This is a genomic window from Sphingomonas sp., from assembly GCF_036388215.1.
Lineage (GTDB): Bacteria > Pseudomonadota > Alphaproteobacteria > Sphingomonadales > Sphingomonadaceae > Sphingomonas.
This window is the reverse complement of record NZ_DASVSH010000026.1, coordinates 1-18,154: the sequence shown is the minus strand read 5'-3', so window position 1 is coordinate 18,154 and position 18,154 is coordinate 1. Positions and strand designations below refer to the sequence as shown.

The 18,154-nt window shown below is 65.8% G+C and carries 17 protein-coding genes; all 17 read left to right on the top strand.

Annotation, left to right across the window (positions count from 1 at the left end; translation table 11 throughout):
• The first annotated feature begins 14 nt into the window (after window positions 1–14).
• Window positions 15–1,007: a cysteine synthase A gene (locus VF617_RS09590; protein ID WP_331014658.1), complete on the top strand. Its 993-nt coding sequence runs from the start codon at window positions 15–17 to the stop codon at window positions 1,005–1,007.
• Window positions 989–1,387: a hypothetical protein gene (locus VF617_RS09585; RefSeq protein ID WP_331014657.1), complete on the top strand. Its 399-nt coding sequence runs from the start codon at window positions 989–991 to the stop codon at window positions 1,385–1,387. The genes VF617_RS09590 and VF617_RS09585 overlap by 19 nt, the downstream gene beginning before the upstream one ends.
• A 445-nt stretch (window positions 1,388–1,832) precedes the next feature.
• On the top strand, window positions 1,833–2,318 hold the full coding sequence (locus VF617_RS09580; RefSeq protein WP_331014656.1) for a division/cell wall cluster transcriptional repressor MraZ: 486 nt from the start codon (window positions 1,833–1,835) through the stop codon (window positions 2,316–2,318).
• A complete protein-coding gene (gene rsmH / locus VF617_RS09575) occupies window positions 2,315–3,265 on the top strand; it encodes a 16S rRNA (cytosine(1402)-N(4))-methyltransferase RsmH (RefSeq protein ID WP_331014655.1) in 951 nt (316 codons plus the stop codon). The genes VF617_RS09580 and rsmH overlap by 4 nt, the downstream gene beginning before the upstream one ends.
• The gene (locus tag VF617_RS09570; RefSeq protein WP_331014654.1) at window positions 3,265–3,819 is read left to right on the top strand and encodes a hypothetical protein; all 555 of its coding nucleotides are present in this window, start codon (window positions 3,265–3,267) and stop codon (window positions 3,817–3,819) included. The genes rsmH and VF617_RS09570 overlap by 1 nt, the downstream gene beginning before the upstream one ends.
• Window positions 3,816–5,516, top strand: coding sequence for a penicillin-binding protein 2 (locus VF617_RS09565; protein WP_331014653.1), 1,701 nt, complete (start codon window positions 3,816–3,818; stop codon window positions 5,514–5,516). The genes VF617_RS09570 and VF617_RS09565 overlap by 4 nt, the downstream gene beginning before the upstream one ends.
• Window positions 5,513–6,928 carry a UDP-N-acetylmuramoyl-L-alanyl-D-glutamate--2,6-diaminopimelate ligase gene (locus VF617_RS09560; RefSeq protein WP_331014652.1) on the top strand — a complete coding sequence of 472 codons (1,416 nt, stop codon included), beginning with the start codon at window positions 5,513–5,515 and terminating at the stop codon, window positions 6,926–6,928. Before VF617_RS09565 ends, VF617_RS09560 begins: the two co-directional genes overlap by 4 nt.
• A 124-nt stretch (window positions 6,929–7,052) precedes the next feature.
• Window positions 7,053–8,426, top strand: a complete 1,374-nt coding sequence (locus VF617_RS09555; protein WP_331014651.1) for a UDP-N-acetylmuramoyl-tripeptide--D-alanyl-D-alanine ligase — start codon at window positions 7,053–7,055, stop codon at window positions 8,424–8,426.
• Window positions 8,426–9,496 (top strand): phospho-N-acetylmuramoyl-pentapeptide-transferase, encoded by a 1,071-nt coding sequence (gene mraY / locus VF617_RS09550; RefSeq protein ID WP_331014650.1) that lies wholly within the window; start codon window positions 8,426–8,428, stop codon window positions 9,494–9,496. The genes VF617_RS09555 and mraY overlap by 1 nt, the downstream gene beginning before the upstream one ends.
• Complete coding sequence (murD, locus tag VF617_RS09545; protein WP_331014649.1) at window positions 9,493–10,881, top strand: UDP-N-acetylmuramoyl-L-alanine--D-glutamate ligase; 1,389 nt, start codon at window positions 9,493–9,495, stop codon at window positions 10,879–10,881. Before mraY ends, murD begins: the two co-directional genes overlap by 4 nt.
• On the top strand, window positions 10,878–12,098 hold the full coding sequence (locus tag VF617_RS09540; RefSeq protein ID WP_331014648.1) for a putative peptidoglycan glycosyltransferase FtsW: 1,221 nt from the start codon (window positions 10,878–10,880) through the stop codon (window positions 12,096–12,098). The genes murD and VF617_RS09540 overlap by 4 nt, the downstream gene beginning before the upstream one ends.
• A complete protein-coding gene (gene murG / locus VF617_RS09535; RefSeq protein ID WP_331014647.1) occupies window positions 12,095–13,255 on the top strand; it encodes an undecaprenyldiphospho-muramoylpentapeptide beta-N-acetylglucosaminyltransferase in 1,161 nt (386 codons plus the stop codon). The genes VF617_RS09540 and murG overlap by 4 nt, the downstream gene beginning before the upstream one ends.
• Window positions 13,252–14,655 carry a UDP-N-acetylmuramate--L-alanine ligase gene (murC, locus tag VF617_RS09530; RefSeq protein WP_331014646.1) on the top strand — a complete coding sequence of 468 codons (1,404 nt, stop codon included), beginning with the start codon at window positions 13,252–13,254 and terminating at the stop codon, window positions 14,653–14,655. The genes murG and murC overlap by 4 nt, the downstream gene beginning before the upstream one ends.
• A gap of 14 nt (window positions 14,656–14,669) precedes the next feature.
• Window positions 14,670–15,569, top strand: a complete 900-nt coding sequence (gene murB / locus VF617_RS09525) for a UDP-N-acetylmuramate dehydrogenase (protein ID WP_331014845.1) — start codon at window positions 14,670–14,672, stop codon at window positions 15,567–15,569.
• Between the two features lies 1 nt (window position 15,570).
• Window positions 15,571–16,482, top strand: coding sequence for a D-alanine--D-alanine ligase (locus tag VF617_RS09520; RefSeq protein ID WP_331014844.1), 912 nt, complete (start codon window positions 15,571–15,573; stop codon window positions 16,480–16,482).
• A complete protein-coding gene (locus tag VF617_RS09515; RefSeq protein ID WP_331014645.1) occupies window positions 16,479–17,375 on the top strand; it encodes a cell division protein FtsQ/DivIB in 897 nt (298 codons plus the stop codon). The genes VF617_RS09520 and VF617_RS09515 overlap by 4 nt, the downstream gene beginning before the upstream one ends.
• A 17-nt stretch (window positions 17,376–17,392) precedes the next feature.
• Window positions 17,393–18,154: cell division protein FtsA (ftsA, locus tag VF617_RS09510; protein WP_331014644.1), on the top strand; the 762-nt coding region annotated here is incomplete at its 3' end.

The window sequence follows — 18,154 nt, the reverse complement described above, 5'->3', positions numbered from 1 at the left end:
CCCTATCTAAGGGCATGCACACCTCTCCCGACACGCTGGCGCTGATCGGCAACACGCCGCTGGTGCGCCTCAAAGGCCCGAGCGAAGCGACCGGCTGCGACATTTTCGGCAAATGCGAATTCGCCAACCCTGGCGCGTCGGTGAAGGACCGCGCGGCGCTTTTCATCGTCCAGGATGCAGAGGAGCGGGGGGCCATCGCGCCGGGCGGGACGATCGTGGAAGGGACCGCGGGGAATACCGGCATCGGGCTTGCGCTGGTCGCCAACGCCAAGGGCTACAAGACGATAATCGTGATGCCCGAGACGCAGAGCCGGGAGAAGATGGACACGTTGCGCGCGCTGGGCGCGGAGCTCGTGCTGGTGCCGGCAGCACCCTATTCGAATTGCGCACATTTCGTTCATACTTCGCGCCGGATCGCGGAGGAGACGCCCAATGCCATCTGGGCCAACCAATTCGACAATGTCGCCAATCGCCGCGCGCATATTGTTGGCACCGCGGAGGAAATCTGGGCGCAGATGGAAGGCAGCATCCACGGCTTCACTTGCTCGGTGGGGACGGGCGGCACGCTCGCGGGCGTCGGACTGGGGCTGAAGGCGAAGGACGAGAAGGTGTGCATCGCGCTGAGCGACCCACACGGCGCGGCGCTCTACGAACATTATGCGCGGGGCGAATTGCGGGCGGAGGGAAATTCGGTAGCCGAAGGGATCGGGCAGGGGCGGATCACAGCCAACCTGGAGGGCGCGCCGATCGACACGCAATTCCGGATTTCCGACGCGGAGGGGATGGAATGGGTGAGCCGGCTGCTCTCCGAGGAGGGGCTGTGCCTGGGGCTTTCTTCTGGGATCAACGTCGCGGGCGCGGTGCGGCTGGCGCAGCAATTGGGACCGGGCAAGCGCATCGTCACGGTGCTGTGCGATACTGGATTTCGTTATCTTTCAACGCTGTATAATGGCGAATGGCTGAGGGCCAAGGGACTGCCTGTCCCATCATGGCTCGCGCCGAACTGACCGATTGGCTCGACAAGCCGTCGTTAACGCGTTACTTTTATGCCACAGCTATGAAGCCGGGAACGCATCAGGATTCTGCCCAGGCGATGCAGCGAGTACGGGTCGGGATGACCGGCCTGCTGATCGTGCTGGTGTTGATCGGGCTGGCCAGCGCGATCTTTTCGGCTGCCAATCGCGATGATCCCGTGGCCGCGATCGGTGCACCCAATGCTTCTGTAGTCGCCAACATGACCGACGGCGGCGGGGCCAATACCGTGGCCGAAAAGGGCAAGGACGAGCCGCTCGCCGAGATGGGCGTGACGCCGAGCACGGGAGCGACCGAAGCGGTGGAAACGACGGCGGGCCAGAGGCGGAACGCGGGGCGACGCCCGCAGCCCTAGCATGCCACGGATACTGTCGAATCTGCGCCGCGACTCGCGGGATTCAGCCATTCTTCGGTAAACGGCGCTGCGACGCCCGTTCGGATGATCGAGCCGGCCCGCGACGCTATAATCAAGGTTTTGCCGTCACTTGCCGGGGGTTCTTACGTCAGTGGGTTTCGACGTGTCTGCGAACGCTTTCAAGTAATGGCGACTACGCTCGAGCAGCCCATAGGAAACTAAACCAAGAACAAATATCGAATATACTGAAAACATTCGGTCGATTCTAACAAATGTGGGGCAATTTCCCGCTTTATCCCCATTTCTCCCGTTGTTTCCCCAATTGATTGTGGTAACTCAGGATGGTTAAGGGGGCACGCCCTTTCACCGTCGGGGATTCCGCCGGGATGCAGCTCAAAGGCTGCTTCCGGAGACGGGGAGACTGTGCCCGAATGGGGTTTGGGCTTTGGCGGAACGGGAGCTTTTCGAGGGATTTGCGCTTCAGGCGGTCGATCAGAAGGGTCGCGTCGCCATCCCCGCAGACCTGCGCGCCGCCGCCGAGCGCAATTCGGACATCCGCCAGATCGTAGTGGGCGCGCATCCGTTCGATCCTTGTCTCTCGGCGCATGATCTAAGCTGGTCCAAGGAAAAATACGAGCGCATCGACATGCGCCAGCAGCTCGCGGGCGATCTGGGCGAGCAGACCGACGTGCGCGCCAAGCGACGCGCCTTCGGCCTGGTCGAGAAGGCACCGTACGACGACAGCGGCCGCTTCGTCATCCCGCCATTCTTCCGAGCCAAGGCCGGCATCGACAAGTGGGCGCTGTTTTACGGATCGGGCGAAACCTTTGACATATGGTCGCCAGAGCGGCTGATGAGCGCCGCCAACGTGGATCCGGCGCTTCGCGAAATCTGCGAATATCTGTGCCAGACCAAGGGCGTGAAGCTGTGAGCTCCGCGGTTCAGCCCCATATTCCCGTGCTGCTCGGCGAAGTCGTCGACGCGCTCGCCATCGTGCCCGGCGAACGCCATGTGGATGCGACCTTTGGCGCGGGCGGCTACACGCAAGCCATCCTCGAGCGGGGTGCCGAGGTGGCCGCTTTCGATCGCGATCCCCAAGCGATCGAGAGCGGCCAATCGCTTGCGGCGAGCAATGACGGACTCACGCTGATCGAAGCGCCGTTCAGCCAGATGGAGCGCGAGCTGGCCAGCCGCGAACTGGCCCCGGTCGATGGCGTGACGATGGATATCGGGGTTTCCTCGATGCAGATCGACCAGGCCGAGCGCGGTTTCTCGTTCCAGCAGGACGGGCCGCTCGATATGCGCATGGCGGGCGAGGGGATGACGGCGGCCGAGTGGCTGAACGAAGCGGACGAATCCGAGATCGCCGACATACTCTATCAATATGGCGAAGAACCGCGCTCGCGCCGCGTGGCCGGAGCGATCGTTCGGGCGCGCCCCCTGACCCGCACATCCGAATTAGCAAACGTGGTTAGGAAGGCGTTAGGATTTAAGCCGCACGACAAGAAGGATCCGGCGACGAGGACCTTTCAAGCGGTGCGCATTCACATCAATCGCGAGCTCGACGAATTGGCCGAAGGACTGGCCGCGGCGGAGCGCGTGCTCAAGCCCGGCGGCCGGCTGGCGGTGGTGACCTTCCACAGCCTGGAAGACCGGCTGGTCAAGCGCTTCCTGCGCGAGCGCAGCGGCAGCGAGCCCGCCGGCTCGCGGCACCTTCCGGCAAAGGCCGCCAAGGCCGAGCCCAGTTTCGAGACCCCCGCCAAGGCCGTTCGCCCTGGCGAGGAAGAAGTGGCGCGTAATCCCCGCGCCCGTTCGGCGACGTTGCGCGTGGCGCGGCGGACGGCGGCGGCGCCCTGGGCCAGTGAAGGAGTAAGCTGATGGCGGTTCAGGGATTCAGGGGGATCGGATGGTTCCTGTGCGGCGTGATCGTGGCGCCCGCCTGCTACATGGTGAACTCGCACGGCGCGGCGGAGCGCGCCAAGCTGGAGGCAGTGAAGGCCGCGATCGTCCAGGCGCAAAAGGACATTCGCGGGCTGGAGACCGAATTCGACACGCGGGCGAACCTGGCGCAGCTTCAGCGCTGGAACGGCGACGTGCTCGCAATGGCTGCACCCGCGCCGCAGCAATATCTGGCGAGCGACGAAGCGCTGGCCGATCTCGACAAGCCCGCCGAAGTGCAGATGGCTTCGCTGATCGTGCCGGCCGGCGCGCGTGTAGAACCCGCGCCGGCAGTGGTGGTGACGGCGGCCGCCGAACCGGTGCACAGCCCAGGGACGAGCAAGAGCCCGGCCCAGCAGGACAAGGAATTGCGCAACCTGATGAACCGGGCGGACAAGCGCGTGGTGGCGATGGTGGATAGCAAGCTGCTGAGCGCATCGACGATCGACGACCTTCAGCAACTGGCTGCGCGCGAGAAGAAGTCACTGCGTTGATCGTCGTCGTCGCCCCGCCGGCGCGTGGGCGCCGTTCGGGCGGTGCCCGGCAGGCGCTTGTCGCGGTCGCCCAGGTGCGCCTGATGATCCTGTCGCTGCTGTTCGGCTTCGGCATGCTGCTGGTGGTGGGCAAGCTGGCCTTGCTTGCGCTTTGGGCCGAGCCGGCGATGGCGCGCGATCTGGCCGCGACGCTGATCCCGCCGCGCGGCGATATCGTCGATCGCAACGGTGCGCCGCTGGCGCGCTCGATCGATGCCTGGGCCATCGCGGTGCATCCAGACAAAGTGATCGGCGACAAGGGCGCGCTGGCGCAACGGCTTGCCGAACTCTTCCCGGAAAAGAGCGCGGGGACTTATTACGCCTTGCTCAATTCGGGCAGCAGCTTTGCCTATATCAAGCGTCGCGCGCTTCCCGAAGCAGTGAACGCAGTCAACGCGCTGGGCGAGCCGGCGATCGAATTCCAGCGCGAGCCCGATCGGCTATATCCGCAGTCGGCGCTTGCCGCGCATGTGCTCGGATTTCTCGACGTTTCGGGCCACGGCAAATACGGCATGGAGCGCGTGCTCGACGCGCAGCTGACCGATCCCGCGCGCAGGGGCAAGCCAGTGCCCTTGTCGCTCGACCTGCGGGTTCAGGCCGCGCTCGAGAATGAACTCGCCAATGCGATGACATCGTTTCAGGCGCAGGGCGCGGCGGGAGTGATCCTGGATGTGCACACCGGCGAAGTGGTCGCGATGGTCTCGCTGCCCAGCTTCAATCCCAACGAGATCGAAGGCGTGGTCCCGCGCAACAACGTGACTCAGGCGCGCTACGAGCTGGGATCCACCTTCAAGCCGATCGCAATGGCGGCGGCGATCGAGAGCGGCACGGTGACTTCGATGTCGCGGCGCTTCGACGCAATCGAGCCGCTGGCGATCGGGCGCTTCCACATCCGCGACGATCATCCCCAGCGGCGCTTTCTCAACATACCCGAAACGCTGGTCTATTCTTCGAACATCGCCACCGCCCGGATCGCCGACCTGATGGGCCAAAAGCCGCTGGAGGCGATGTTCCGCGCATTGGGATTCGACAAGGCGCCCGAGATCGAGATCGAGAAGGCGCCCACCTTGTGGCCCGCCTTTTGGGGACGCCTCACGACGATGACCACGGCCTATGGACACGGCATCGCGGTTACGCCGATCCAGCTCGCCATGTCCTATGCCACGCTGGTGAACGGGGGCATCTATCGCCCCGCGACGATGCTCCGCACTGCCGGAAAGGCTCCCGAGGGCCGCCGCGTGCTTTCCGAGGCGACCAGCGCGCGGATGCGCCAGTTGCTGCGCCTGATCGTCACCGAGGGAACCGGAAAGCATGCGGATGCCCCGGGCTACCGTGTCGGCGGCAAGACGGGCACCGCGGAAAAGCCGGGCGAAAAGGGTTACTCGGCCAATATGAACGTTTCCACCTTCGCGGCGGCTTTCCCGATGGACGCGCCGCGCTATGTGGTGGTCGCAATGCTCGACTCGCCCATCGGCAACAAGGAATCCGCCGGCCAGCGCACCGCCGGCTGGACCGCCGCGCCCGTCGTCGCGCGTGTCGTGACGCGCACTGGGCCGCTGCTGGGCGTCGTGCCCGATGCCACCCGCGATATACAGCTCGCCGACGTCAAATCGCTGATCTGGACAGGCCCGCACGGCGTCGAGGCTTCCGACCGATGAAGCTGGGCGCGCTGACCGGCGGCGCGGAAACCGACATTGTCACGGGCTTCGCGATTGACCACCGCAAGGTTGCGCCGGGCACGGTCTTCGGCGCTTTTCAGGGCACGCAGGTGAACGGGGAGGACTATATCCCCGCGGCGCTGAAGGCGGGCGCGGTGGCGATCGTGTCACGGCCGGGGGTCGTGGTCGAAGGCGCCGCGCATCTGGCATCGGACAATCCGCGCGAATTGTTCGCTTCGCTCGCCGCGCGCTTCTTCGCGCCGTTTCCGGATACCGTGGCGGCGGTGACCGGGACCAACGGCAAGACCTCGACGGTCGAGATGACGCGGCAGCTCTGGCGGATGGCGGGGCACCATGCCGCATCGATCGGCACGCTGGGCGTCACCACGTCGGACGAAAGCGTCTCCACCGGACTGACGACGCCCGATATCGTGACCTTTCTCTCCAACGTCGCCGGGCTGGCGCGCGAAGGCGTGACGCATGTCGCGTTCGAGGCATCGTCGCACGGCCTGTCGCAATATCGCACCGAGGGATTACCGGTACGCGCGGCCGCGTTCACAAACTTGAGTCGTGACCATCTCGATTATCACGGGGACATGGCGGCCTATTTCCACGCCAAGCTGCGGCTGTTCTGCGAAGTGCTCGACGCGGACGGCACGGCGGTGGTGTGGGCGGATGACGAGAATTCTCCGCGCGTGGAGGAATTGGCGCGCGCACGCGGCAACCGGCTGATCACGGTGGGCGAGCATGGCGAAACGCTGCGGCTCGTCGGCCGCGAGCCGAGCCTGCTGGGCCAGGGGCTGAAGATCGAGGCCGAGGGCAGCATCTACGAAGTGACGTTGCCGCTGATCGGCGCATACCAGGCCGCAAATGCGCTGACCGCAGCGGGGCTGGTGATCGCCACCGGGGGCGAAGTAGCCGCGACCATAGCCAATCTCGCGCGACTCCAGCCGGTGCGGGGGCGCTTGGAGCGTGCGGTCATCACCCAGAGCGGCGCCCCGGTCTATGTCGATTATGCGCACACTCCCGACGCGCTCGAAGCGGCGATCGCGGCGCTGAAGCCGCATACTACCGGACGACTGATCCTGATGTTCGGCGCCGGCGGCGACCGCGACACCGGCAAGCGCGAGCCGATGGGGCAGGCTGCTGCCGCGGGCGCGGACGTGGTGATCGTGAGCGACGACAACCCACGCTCAGAGGACCCGGCCGCGATCCGCGCGGAAGTGCTCAAGGGCTCACCGGGCGCGATCGAGATCGGCGGGCGGCGCGAGGCGATCGCCGCCGCAATCGGCATGGCCGAGGCTGGCGACATCGTGCTGCTCGCGGGCAAGGGGCATGAGCAGGGGCAGATCGTGGGCGACCGCGTGCTGCCCTTCGACGACGTAACCGTGGCGCGGGAATGCGCGGCGTGAGGGGCTGGGAACTAAAGTCCCCCTCCCGCTTGCGGGAGGGGTCAGGGGAGGGGCTGTCCTCCTCGAAGCGCATCGTGTGCGGACACGCCCTCCCCCGACCCCTCCCGCAAGCGGGAGAGGAGAAGTGAGGCTCTGGACCTCCGTCGAGATCGCCTCCGCCACGGGGGGCTCCGCGAGCGATGATTTCGAAGTTTCGGGAGTCACGTTCGATTCCCGCGAGGTCGGCCCTGGCGACCTTTTCCTGGCGCTGAAGGGGGAGGCCAGCGATGGCCACCTCTATCTGGACCAGGCATTTGGCCAAGGGGCTGCGGGTGCGGTCGTTCACTCCCAGACGCCGCACCCGCACGTAATGGTGAGTGACACTGCCGCAGCACTCGATGCGCTGGGGCGGGCGGCGCGCGCGCGGAGTTCGGCCAAGGTGATCGGGGTGACCGGATCGGCGGGGAAGACCGGCACCAAGGAGGCGCTGTTCGCGGCGCTCGATCGGATCGAGCCGGGCTATGCCCACCGTTCGGTCAAGAGCTACAACAACCATGTCGGCGTGCCGCTGAGCCTTGCGCGGATGCCGCGCACCGCGCGGTTCGGCGTGTTCGAAATGGGGATGAATCATGCCGGGGAACTGACGGCGCTGACCAGGCTGGTCCGGCCGCACGTAGCGGTAGTTACGACCATCGCGCCTGCGCATATGGGTTTTTTCCGCGACGAAAGCGCCATTGCGGACGCGAAGGGCGAAATATTCACCGGGCTGGAGCCGGGCGGGACCGCGATCATTCCCTTCGACAGCCCGCATCGCGATCGGCTGATCGCGGCTGCCCGGCCGCACGCCGAGCATATCGTGACGTTCGGGCTGGGCGAGGGCGCCGATGTGCACGTGCTCGAATCGATGCGCGCCCGTGCGGGAGGGACCTTCGTCACGGCCAGGGTGCTGCGCCGCGAGCTGAGTTTCACGCTCGCGCAGCCCGGGGGGCATTGGGTGTCCAACGCAATGGCGATCCTTGCCGCGGTCGATGCCGTGGAAGGGGATCTCGAAATGGCGGGCCTCGCGCTGGCCGAGCTGGGCGGTCTCGCGGGGCGAGGCGCGCGACTGGCGGTTGCCGCGGGAAGTGGCGAGGCGCTGGTCATCGACGAGAGCTACAATGCCAATCCGGCATCGATGCGCGCGACGCTCCAGGTGCTGGCGCAGGAGGCGGGCCGCAAGATCGCCGTGCTGGGCGAAATGCGCGAACTGGGCGAGCACTCAGAGGCATTCCATGCCGAGCTTTCGGGACCGATCGAGGCCGCTGGGGTGGATTATGCAATCCTCGTCGGCGAGGCGATGAGCCCCCTTGCGGAAGCGCTTGAGGGCCGGATCGATTTCGTCCATGTGCCCGACGCGGCGGCGGCACGCGAGCGGCTGGAGGCAGTGCTTGCGCCGGGCGACGCGGTTCTGGTCAAGGGGTCTAACGGCGTGCGGCTGTCTACGATCGTCGCGGCGCTGACGGAAAGGGCTCCTGCCTGATGCTGTATCTCATTGCAGAATGGCTGGGCTTTCCGGGCATCCTCAATCTCTTTCGCTATCTCTCATTCCGCTCGGGCGGAGCCGTGGCGACGGCCCTGGTGATCGGGCTGATCATCGGGCCGAAGTTCATCGGCTGGCTGCGCGTCCGCCAGGGCAAGGGTCAGCCGATCCGCGACGACGGGCCGCAGACGCATCTGGCGAAGCGCGGCACGCCGACGATGGGCGGGCTGATGATCCTCACCAGCCTGATGCTGTCGGTATTGCTGTGGATGGACCTCACCAACGCTTACGTGTGGGCCTGCATGTTCGTCACCTTCGGCTTCGGCATGATCGGTTTCCTCGACGACTACGACAAGGTGAAGAAGGCCAGCACCGCCGGGGTATCGGGCAAGGTGCGGCTGCTCGGCGAATTCCTGATCGCCGGTATCGCGAGCTGGATCATCGTGTCGCAGAGCAACACGGTCCTCTATGTGCCCTTCATCAGCTGGATTCACCCGGATCTGGGCTGGTTCTACATCCCCTTCGCGGCCTTCACGATCGTCGCATTCGGCAACGCCGTGAACTTGACCGACGGACTAGATGGGCTGGCGACGATGCCGGTGGTGATAGCGAGCATGGCATTCATGCTGATCGTCTATCTGGCGGGCAACAAGGTCTTCGCGACATATCTGGGGATTCCCCACATCCCCGGCGCTGGCGACCTGGCGATCTTCTGCGGCGCGATGATCGGCGGAGGGCTGGCATTCCTGTGGTTCAATGCGCCGCCCGCCGCGGTGTTCATGGGCGATACCGGGAGCCTGGCCCTGGGCGGGGCGTTGGGCGCGATCGCCGTCACCGCGCATCACGAGCTGGTGCTCGGCATCATCGGCGGACTGTTCGTGATGGAGGCGCTGAGCGTCATCATCCAGGTATTCTTCTTCAAGCGCACCGGCAAGCGGGTCTTCAAGATGGCGCCTATTCATCATCATTTCGAGCAGCTCGGCTGGTCCGAGCCCACCGTCGTGATCCGCTTCTGGATCATCGCGTTCGTGCTGGCGCTGGCGGGGCTCGCGACGCTGAAGCTTCGGTGATCGTTTCCCGGGCCTGGACGGGCAAGCGCTATGCGGTGCTCGGGCTTGCGCGCTCGGGGCTGGCGACGGTGAATGCCTTACTGGCGGGCGGGGCGAGCGTTGTCGCGTGGGATTCGAATAAAGCTGCGCGGTATGCTCTTCTTCAAGCCCCTCCTCTTCAGGGGAGGGGTTGGGGGTGGGGCCTGTCCACGAGCGATGGCCCCGATGAGACTGACATGCCCCACCCCAACCCCTCCCCTGAAGGGGAGGGGCTTATTGTTGCCGATCCGCTGGAGATCGACCTCACCGGCTTCGACGGGATCGTCGTTTCCCCGGGCGTCCCCCTCAACAAGCACCCGATCCGCGCCCATGCGGCGACCGCGCGCGTGCCGATCATCGGTGATGTGGAGCTGTTCGCCCAGGCGCAGACTGATCTGCCTCCGCACAAGGTCGTCGGCATCACGGGAACGAACGGCAAATCGACCACCACGGCGCTGATCCACCACATCTGTGAGGCCGCGGGCTTGCCGAGCCTGGCGGGCGGCAATATCGGCCTCCCGATCCTTGGGCGCGACTCGCTTCCGGCGGGCGGCGTCTATGTACTCGAGCTTTCGAGCTATCAGATCGACTTGACCACCAGCCTGGATTGCGATGTGGCGGTGCTGCTCAACATCACGCCCGACCATCTCGACCGCTATGACGGGTTCGAGGCTTATGCCGATTCAAAGGCGCGGCTGTTCGGGATGCAATCGCCCGAGCATGATGCGGTGATCGGCATCGGCGACACGCCGAGCGCCGCGATTGCGCGTTCGCTTTCTTCGCGCGGCGCGCATCTCACCAAGATCGCGCCCGGTCTGTGCATGGATCAGTCGCGCTGGCCGGCGCTGCAGGGGCCGCACAATGCGCAGAACGCGCTTGCGGCGATCGCGGCGTGCGAAGCACTCGGAATCGCGAGGGCGGCGATCGACAAGGGGCTTGAGACCTTCCCCGGCCTGCCGCACCGCATGGAGCGCGTAGCCACGCGCAATGGCGTGCTGTTCGTCAATGACAGCAAGGCTACCAATCCCGATTCAACCGCGCCGGCGCTTTCGGCTTATCCGCGTGTGCATTGGATCGTTGGGGGGCTCGCCAAGACTGACAATCTCGACGCCTGCCGTCCGGGATTTCCCCATGTTGCGCGCGCCTATACGATCGGCGAGGCGGGGAGCATGTTCGCCAAGCTGCTCGCCCCCGACATGCCCGTCGAGGAAAGCGGCACGCTGGCGGCGGCGGTTAACGCGGCGGCCGCCAATGCGAAGCCGGGCGAGACCGTATTGCTGTCTCCGGCTTGCGCTTCGTTCGACCAATTCAAGGATTATGAAGCGCGGGGACAGGCGTTTCGCGATGCCGTGGCGGCACTGGCATGAACGACGAGGCCCCGGGCACCGAACTCGTCCGCAGCCGCGTGAGCAAGCAGCTCGGGCGCGCGAGCAACAGCCGCGCGGGCTTGTGGTTCTGGGAAGTCGATCGCGTGCTGATGCTGCTGGCGTTCCTGCTGATCGCCATCGGGCTGGTGGCGGTGGCGGCGGCGTCACCCGCTACGGCGCGACGCTATTCGGACGCGACGCACATCATGCCGGCGATGTATTATTTCTGGCGGCAGCTGGTTTGGGTCTGCGTCTCGGTGCCGGTGCTGATCGGGGTCTCGATGCTGCCGATCACGCTGGCGCGGCGGCTGTCGCTGATCGGGACGGGCATATGCGTCGCCATGCTGATGGTCGTGCCGTTCATCGGCGCCGAAGTGAACGGGGCGAAGCGCTGGATCAACCTGGGCGTATCCGACATCCAGCCCTCCGAGTTCCTCAAGCCGCTGTTCATCGTCTCCACCGCCTGGATATTGTCTTTTCGCGCGAAGGACCCGCAACTTCCGGTGATGGTGATCACCGGCGGCGTGGTCGCGCTGATCGCGGTGCTGCTGATGCTGCAGCCCGATTTCGGCCAGACGATCGTGTTCGGCACCGTCTGGCTGATCCTGCTGACGATCGCCGGCATCTCGCCGATCGCAATCGGCGCGCTGGCCGGAACCGCGTTCGCGCTCGTCATCGCGGCCTATGTCTTCTATGCCACCGCCCGCACGCGCATCGACAACTTCCTGTTCCCCACCAAGGAGGCAGCGCTCGCCGATCGCTATCAGGTCGAGGTTGCGCACGACACGCTTGCTGCGGGCGGGCTGACCGGGACCGGACCCGGAAGCGGCCAGGTAAAGTTCAAGCTGCCGGAGGCGCATACCGACTATATCTTCTCGGTGATCGGCGAGGAATTCGGGCTGATCGCCTGCGCAGTGATCGCGATCGTCTATCTGGCCATCGTCATCCGGGTGTTCATGAAGCTGCTGGACGAAGAGGATGCGTTCCGCCTGCTCGCAGCGGCGGGCCTGGCCGCGCAGTTCGGCGTGCAGGCGCTGATCAACATGGCGGTGAACACCGGGATCGCCCCGAGCAAGGGCATGACCTTGCCCTTCATATCCTATGGCGGATCGTCGATGGTGGCATTGTCGATCGGCTTCGGGTTGCTTCTCGCCTTCACGCGGCGAAACCCGTATCTGAAGCGGTCTCCCTATACGGGCCGCTGGAGCACGACATGACGAATACGCGCAGCTATGTCCTCGCCGCAGGCGGCACGGGCGGACATATGGTCCCCGCAGCGGCTCTCGCGGTCGAACTGGCCAGCCGGGGCCACCATGTGGCGCTGGTGAGCGACGATCGCGGCGTGCGCTTTCCCGGGCTGTTCGAGGATGTCGAGACGCATGTGCTGCCCGCGGGCCGGATAAGCGGGGGAGTGCTCGGCTATATCCGCGCGGCGGGGAAGATCATTGCGGGGCGCTCGATGGCGCGACGGCTCTATAAGGAATTGCGTCCCTCGGCCGTGATCGGCTTTGGCGGCTATCCGGCGCTGCCGGCCCTGCTGGCGGCATTCCGCTCGGGCATCCCGACGATCATCCATGAGCAAAACGCAGTGCTTGGCCGCGTGAACCGCTTCGTGGCGGGCAAGGTCGATGCCATCGCCACCTCCTGCGAAGATGTCGAGCGGATGAAGCCGGGCTGGAAGGCCAAGACGCACCTCGTGGGCAATCCGGTGCGCGAGGCTATCCTGGACCTGCGCAACCGCCCTTATCCGATGCTCGACGAAGACGGGATATTCCGTGTGCTGGTAACCGGGGGGAGTCAGGGGGCATCGATCCTCAGCCAAGTCGTGCCGGACGGGCTGGCGCTGCTGCCGGTGCATTTCCGCCGGCGGATGCAAGTGACGCATCAGGCGCGCGTGGAGGATATCGAACTGGTGCGCGCCAAATACCGCGCGCACGACATTCCTGCGGACATCGCCACTTACCTGCCAGATATGCCCGAGCATCTTGCCTGGGCGCATATCGTGATCGCGCGCGCTGGCGCTTCGACGATTTCCGAGCTGACCGCGGCGGGACGGCCTGCGATCCTGGTGCCGCTGCCGAGCGCGACCGACGATCACCAGACCGCGAACGCCCGCGAGATAACCGAGGCGGGCGGTGCTCGGACGATTCCCCAACGCGCCTTCACCGCCCCCGAACTTGCCAAGCAGATCCAGAAATTGGGGCTGGACACCCAGGGGCTTGAAAACGCGGCGGCGCGCGCCAAGAGCTGCGGCCGTCCGCACGCGGCGCGCGATCTGGCCGACCTGGTCGAATCGATCCACGCTCCGACCGCGCCGATCGGGGTGAGACGAGTCGCCAAGCAGATGCAGACCGGCCGGGAGGCCTTTGCGTGAAGGGCGTAGCGACCGATATCGGCACGATCCATTTCGTCGGCATCGGCGGCATCGGCATGTCTGGCATCGCCGAAGTGATGCACAATCTTGGCTATTCGGTGCAGGGATCCGACGTCGCAGAGGGCTATGTGATCCAGGGCCTGCGGGATCGCGGGATCAAGGTCACGATCGGGCACGATGCCGGCAATCTCGGCGATGCGGCGGTGGTGGTGACTTCCACGGCGATCGTGCGCACCAATCCCGAGGTGGAGGCCGCGTACGAGCGCCGCATTCCCGTGGTGCGCCGCGCCGAGATGCTGGCAGAATTGATGCGCTTGAAGTCCACCGTCGCGGTGGCGGGGACGCACGGCAAGACGACGACGACTTCGATGATCGCGGCCCTGCTGGATGCAGGGGGCGTGGATCCGACCGTGATCAATGGCGGGATCATCAACCAATATGGCTCCAACGCACGACTTGGCGCCAGCGAATGGATGGTGATCGAGGCGGACGAGAGCGACGGCAGCTTCCTGCGGCTCGACGGCACGATCGCCGTGGTGACCAACATCGATCCCGAGCATCTCGACCATTATGGCTCGTTCGACAGGGCCAAGGACGCCTATGTCGAGTTCGTCGAGAACGTGCCCTTTTATGGGGCGGCGCTGCTGTGCCTCGATCATCCGGAGGTTCAGGCGATCATTCCGCGCGTCCGGGACCGCAGGATCGTAACCTATGGCTTCGCGGCATCGGCCGACGTGCGCGGAGTGAACGTCACGCCGCATTCCGGGGGTAACCGCTTCGAGGCGATCATTCGGCAGCGCGACGGCAGCGTCCGCTCGATTGAAGGGATCGAGCTGCCGATGCCGGGCCGGCACAATGTCCAGAACGCGCTCGCCGCGATCGGCGTCGCGCTCGAGCTCGGCATACCCGACGTGACGATCCAGAAGGGCTTTGCGCGCTTCGACGGGGTCAAGCGCCGTTTCACCAAGGTGGGCGAGGCGGGCGGCGTGACGATTATTGACGATTACGGGCACCATCCTGTCGAGATCCGCGCAGTTCTGGCCGCCGCGCGCGAGAGCGCCGAGGGCAGGGTGATCGCCGTGATGCAGCCGCACCGGTTCAGCCGGCTGGGCAATCTGATGGAAGACTTCGCGCAAGCCTTCAACGACGCCGACATGGTCTATGTGACGCCGGTCTATGCCGCGGGCGAATTGCCGATCGAGGGCGTGAGTTCGGAGGTTTTGGTGGAGGGCGTGCGCAGGCGCGGGCATCGTTCGGTGCATGCCGTCGGCAACGCAGCGGCGCTGACGGAGGCGTTGGCCGAGGTCGTGATGCCCGGCGATATGGTCGTCTGCCTGGGCGCGGGCGATATCACAAAATGGGCGGCGGGCCTGGCGGTAGGCATCGAGGCAGCGCGTTGAACACTTGCTACGCCATGCCCCCGGTGCGCGGGCGATTGACCCACGGCGCGGCGCTCGCGCCGCTCGTGTGGTTCAAGAGCGGCGGCGCGGCGGAATGGCTGTTCGAGCCAGCGGACGTGAAGGACCTGAGCGACTTCCTCTACGCGCTCGATCCGGCGGTGCCGGTGATGGGGCTTGGGTTGGGCTCGAACATGATCGTGCGGGACGGCGGCGTGCCGGGCGTGGTCGTGCGGCTGGGCAAGGCGTTTGCGACGGTCGAGGCGGACGGACTGACGCTGAAGTGCGGCGGCGGCGCCTCGGGTATCCTGGTTTCGTCCAATGCACGGGACGCGGGCATTGCGGGCGTGGAATTCCTGCGCTCGATCCCGGGCACCGTAGGCGGATTCGTGCGAATGAACGGCGGCGCCTATGGCCGCGAAACGCGGGATATCCTTGTGGAATGCGCAGTGGTCCTGCGCTCGGGCGAGCTGTGCACGCTGGCGCTCGATGATCTCGGCTACACCTATCGCCATAGCGAATTGCCGCGCGGCGCGATCGTGGTCAGCGCCACGTTTCGTGGCGTCCCCGGTGACCCTGCGCAGATCCAGGTGGAAATGGACCGGATAGCCGCCGCGCGCGAGGAATCGCAGCCGTTGCGCTCGAAGACCGGGGGCTCGACCTTCAAGAATCCGGACGGGCACAAGGCCTGGGCCCTCATCGACGCCGCCGGCTGCCGCGGTTTGCGGCGGGGCGATGCGCAGGTGAGCGAAAAGCACTGCAATTTCCTGCTCAATCTGGGCAATGCTTCCTCCGCCGATATCGAGGCGCTGGGCGAGGAAGTCCGCGACAAGGTGAAGGCGCAGTCGGGTATCGAGCTGGAATGGGAAATCCAGCGTGTCGGCAACAAGGGCGCTGTGGGGGTTTCAGGTGAGTAAGTTGCACGTGGCAGTCCTGATGGGCGGCTGGTCGGCCGAGCGCGAAGTCTCCCTGATGTCGGGCGCGGGCATTGCCGAGGCTCTGGAAAGCCTGGGCCATCAGGTGACCCGCATCGACATGGATCGCGACGTTGCGGCCAAGCTCGCGGCCACGAAACCCGATGTCGTCTTCAATGCGCTCCACGGCACCCCCGGCGAGGACGGCACGGTGCAGGGAATGCTGGACCTTATGGGCCTCAAATACACCCATTCGGGCCTCGTCACTTCGGTGATCGCGATCGACAAGCAGCTGACCAAGCAGGCGCTGATTCCGCATGGCATTCCGATGCCCGGCGGGCGGATGGTGCGCAGCGAGGAGTTGTACGAGCGTGACCCGCTGCCGCGTCCCTATGTGCTCAAGCCGGTCAACGAAGGCTCGTCGGTCGGCGTGGCGATCGTCACCGCGGAAGGAAATTACGGCAATCCGATCGGGCGCGACGTGCGCGGGCCGTGGCAGGAATTTCCCGAGCTGCTCGCCGAGCCCTTCATCCGCGGACGCGAGCTGACGACCGCGGTTCTCGGCGATCAGGCGCTTGGGGTGACCGAGCTCAAGCCCAAGAGCGGCTTTTACGACTATGATTCCAAATATACCGACGGGCTGACCGAGCATGTCTTCCCGGCGAAGATTCCAGATGACGTGACCGATGCGTGCAAGCGGATCGCGTGCGAGGCGCACAGGCTGCTTGGATGCAAGGGCGCGTCGCGCTCCGACTTCCGCTGGGACGACGAACAGGGAGTGGACGGGCTCTTCCTCCTCGAAGTGAACACCCAGCCGGGCATGACCCCGCTCAGCCTGGTGCCCGAACAGGCAAGGTATCTCGGCATCTCCTATCCAGAACTGGTCCAGCGCATCGTGGACGAGGCGCTGGCGTGAGCAGGGCTCCCGCCAAACACGTGGCGACGCGGCGCGGGGCCAAGCCCGGCGCGCGCAAGCCTTCGCGCAAGCAGAAGAAGCCGGGCCTGATGGACCGCGCGCTCGCCGCGCTGCCGGTGAGCCAGGCGACGCTGACCAGGATCGCGACGTGGAGCATCGTCGGGCTCGCGGGGATTGGCGTACTCGGCGTGGCCAGCTGGTTCGGCGTGCCGGGCATGGTGGGAACCGCTGTATCGGAGACGGTGGGGGACGCCGGCTTGCGGGTCGACAAGATCCAGATCGACGGCCTGAAGCGCATGGACCGCATGACGGTCTATGAGGAGGCTTTCCGTCAGAAATCGCGCGCCATGCCTCTGGTCGACCTAGAGCAGGTCCGCCAGGCATTGCTCAAATATCCGTGGATCGAGGATGCGCGGGTGTCGCGGCGGCTCCCGGACAAGCTGCTCATCGATGTCGTCGAGCGCAAGCCCGCCGCGATCTGGCAGAATCACGGGCAATTGATGCTTATCGATCCGCGCGGGGTTCCGCTCGAGCCGGTGCGCCCCGAAGCGATGCCGGACCTGCCCCTCCTCATCGGCGAGAGCGCCAATTCGCAGGAGCCCGCGCGCCGCCTGCTCCTGGATACCGCCCCTGCGCTGAAGCCGCTGGTCAGGGCCGTACGGTGGACCGGAAATCGGCGCTGGGACGTCAATTTCGACACCGGTGAATGGCTGAAGCTGCCCGAGGGCGAACAGGAAGCGGCTGCCGCGTTCAAGAAGTTCGCCGAGCGTGACGGCGTCCAGCGCTTGCTGGGACGCGGCTTCCTGGAGTTCGACATGCGCGATCCGGACAAGCTTGTAGTTCGGCGGCAAGGCACGGTAAACGCACCACAACCTGCGGGGCAGGTCGAGTGATCAGGGGAGCATAGGCCATGGCGAAAGTAGCACCCGAGGGGCTTATCACGGCGCTGGACGTCGGATCGTCCAAGGTCTCCGCGCTGATCGCGCAGAAGACCGATGACGGGCAGCTTGTCGTGCTCGGCACAGGCCAGCGCGAGAGCCGCGGCGTCAAGCGCGGTTACGTCGCCGACATGGCGGCCACCGAGCTCGCGATCCGCGAGGCCGTCGAACAGGCGGAGCGCATCGCCGGGCAAAATATCGAAGACGTGTGGGTCAGTTTCTCGGCGGGCGGGCTGATCTCCGACATCGTCAAGCTGGAAGCCGATCTTGGCGGGCACCGGATCGAGCAATCGGACATCGACGAACTGCTCAAGGCTGGGCGCGATGCGATCGATCCGCAGGGCAAGATGGTGCTGCATGCCCAGCCGACGCGCTACACCGTGGACGGGCTGGCGGGGGTCAAGCGCCCGCTCGGGCTGCATGCCGATCGGCTGGGGGTCGACATCCATGTCGTCGCGACCGAAGGCTCGCCGGTGCGCAATCTCGATCTTTGCGTTCGATCGGCGCATCTGGAAGTGCGCTCGATCATCGCGGCGCCGGTGGCGACCGGGCTCGCATGCCTGAGCGACGAAGAACGTGAGCTGGGCGTCGCACTGGTCGAGATCGGCGCCGGGGTTACCAATGTCTCGGTGTTCGCGGGCGGCGTGCTTGCCGGGCTGGCGTCCATCGCGATGGGCTCGGCGGATATCACCGACGATATCGCATCGGCTTTCGGCACCGCGCGCAACTGGGCC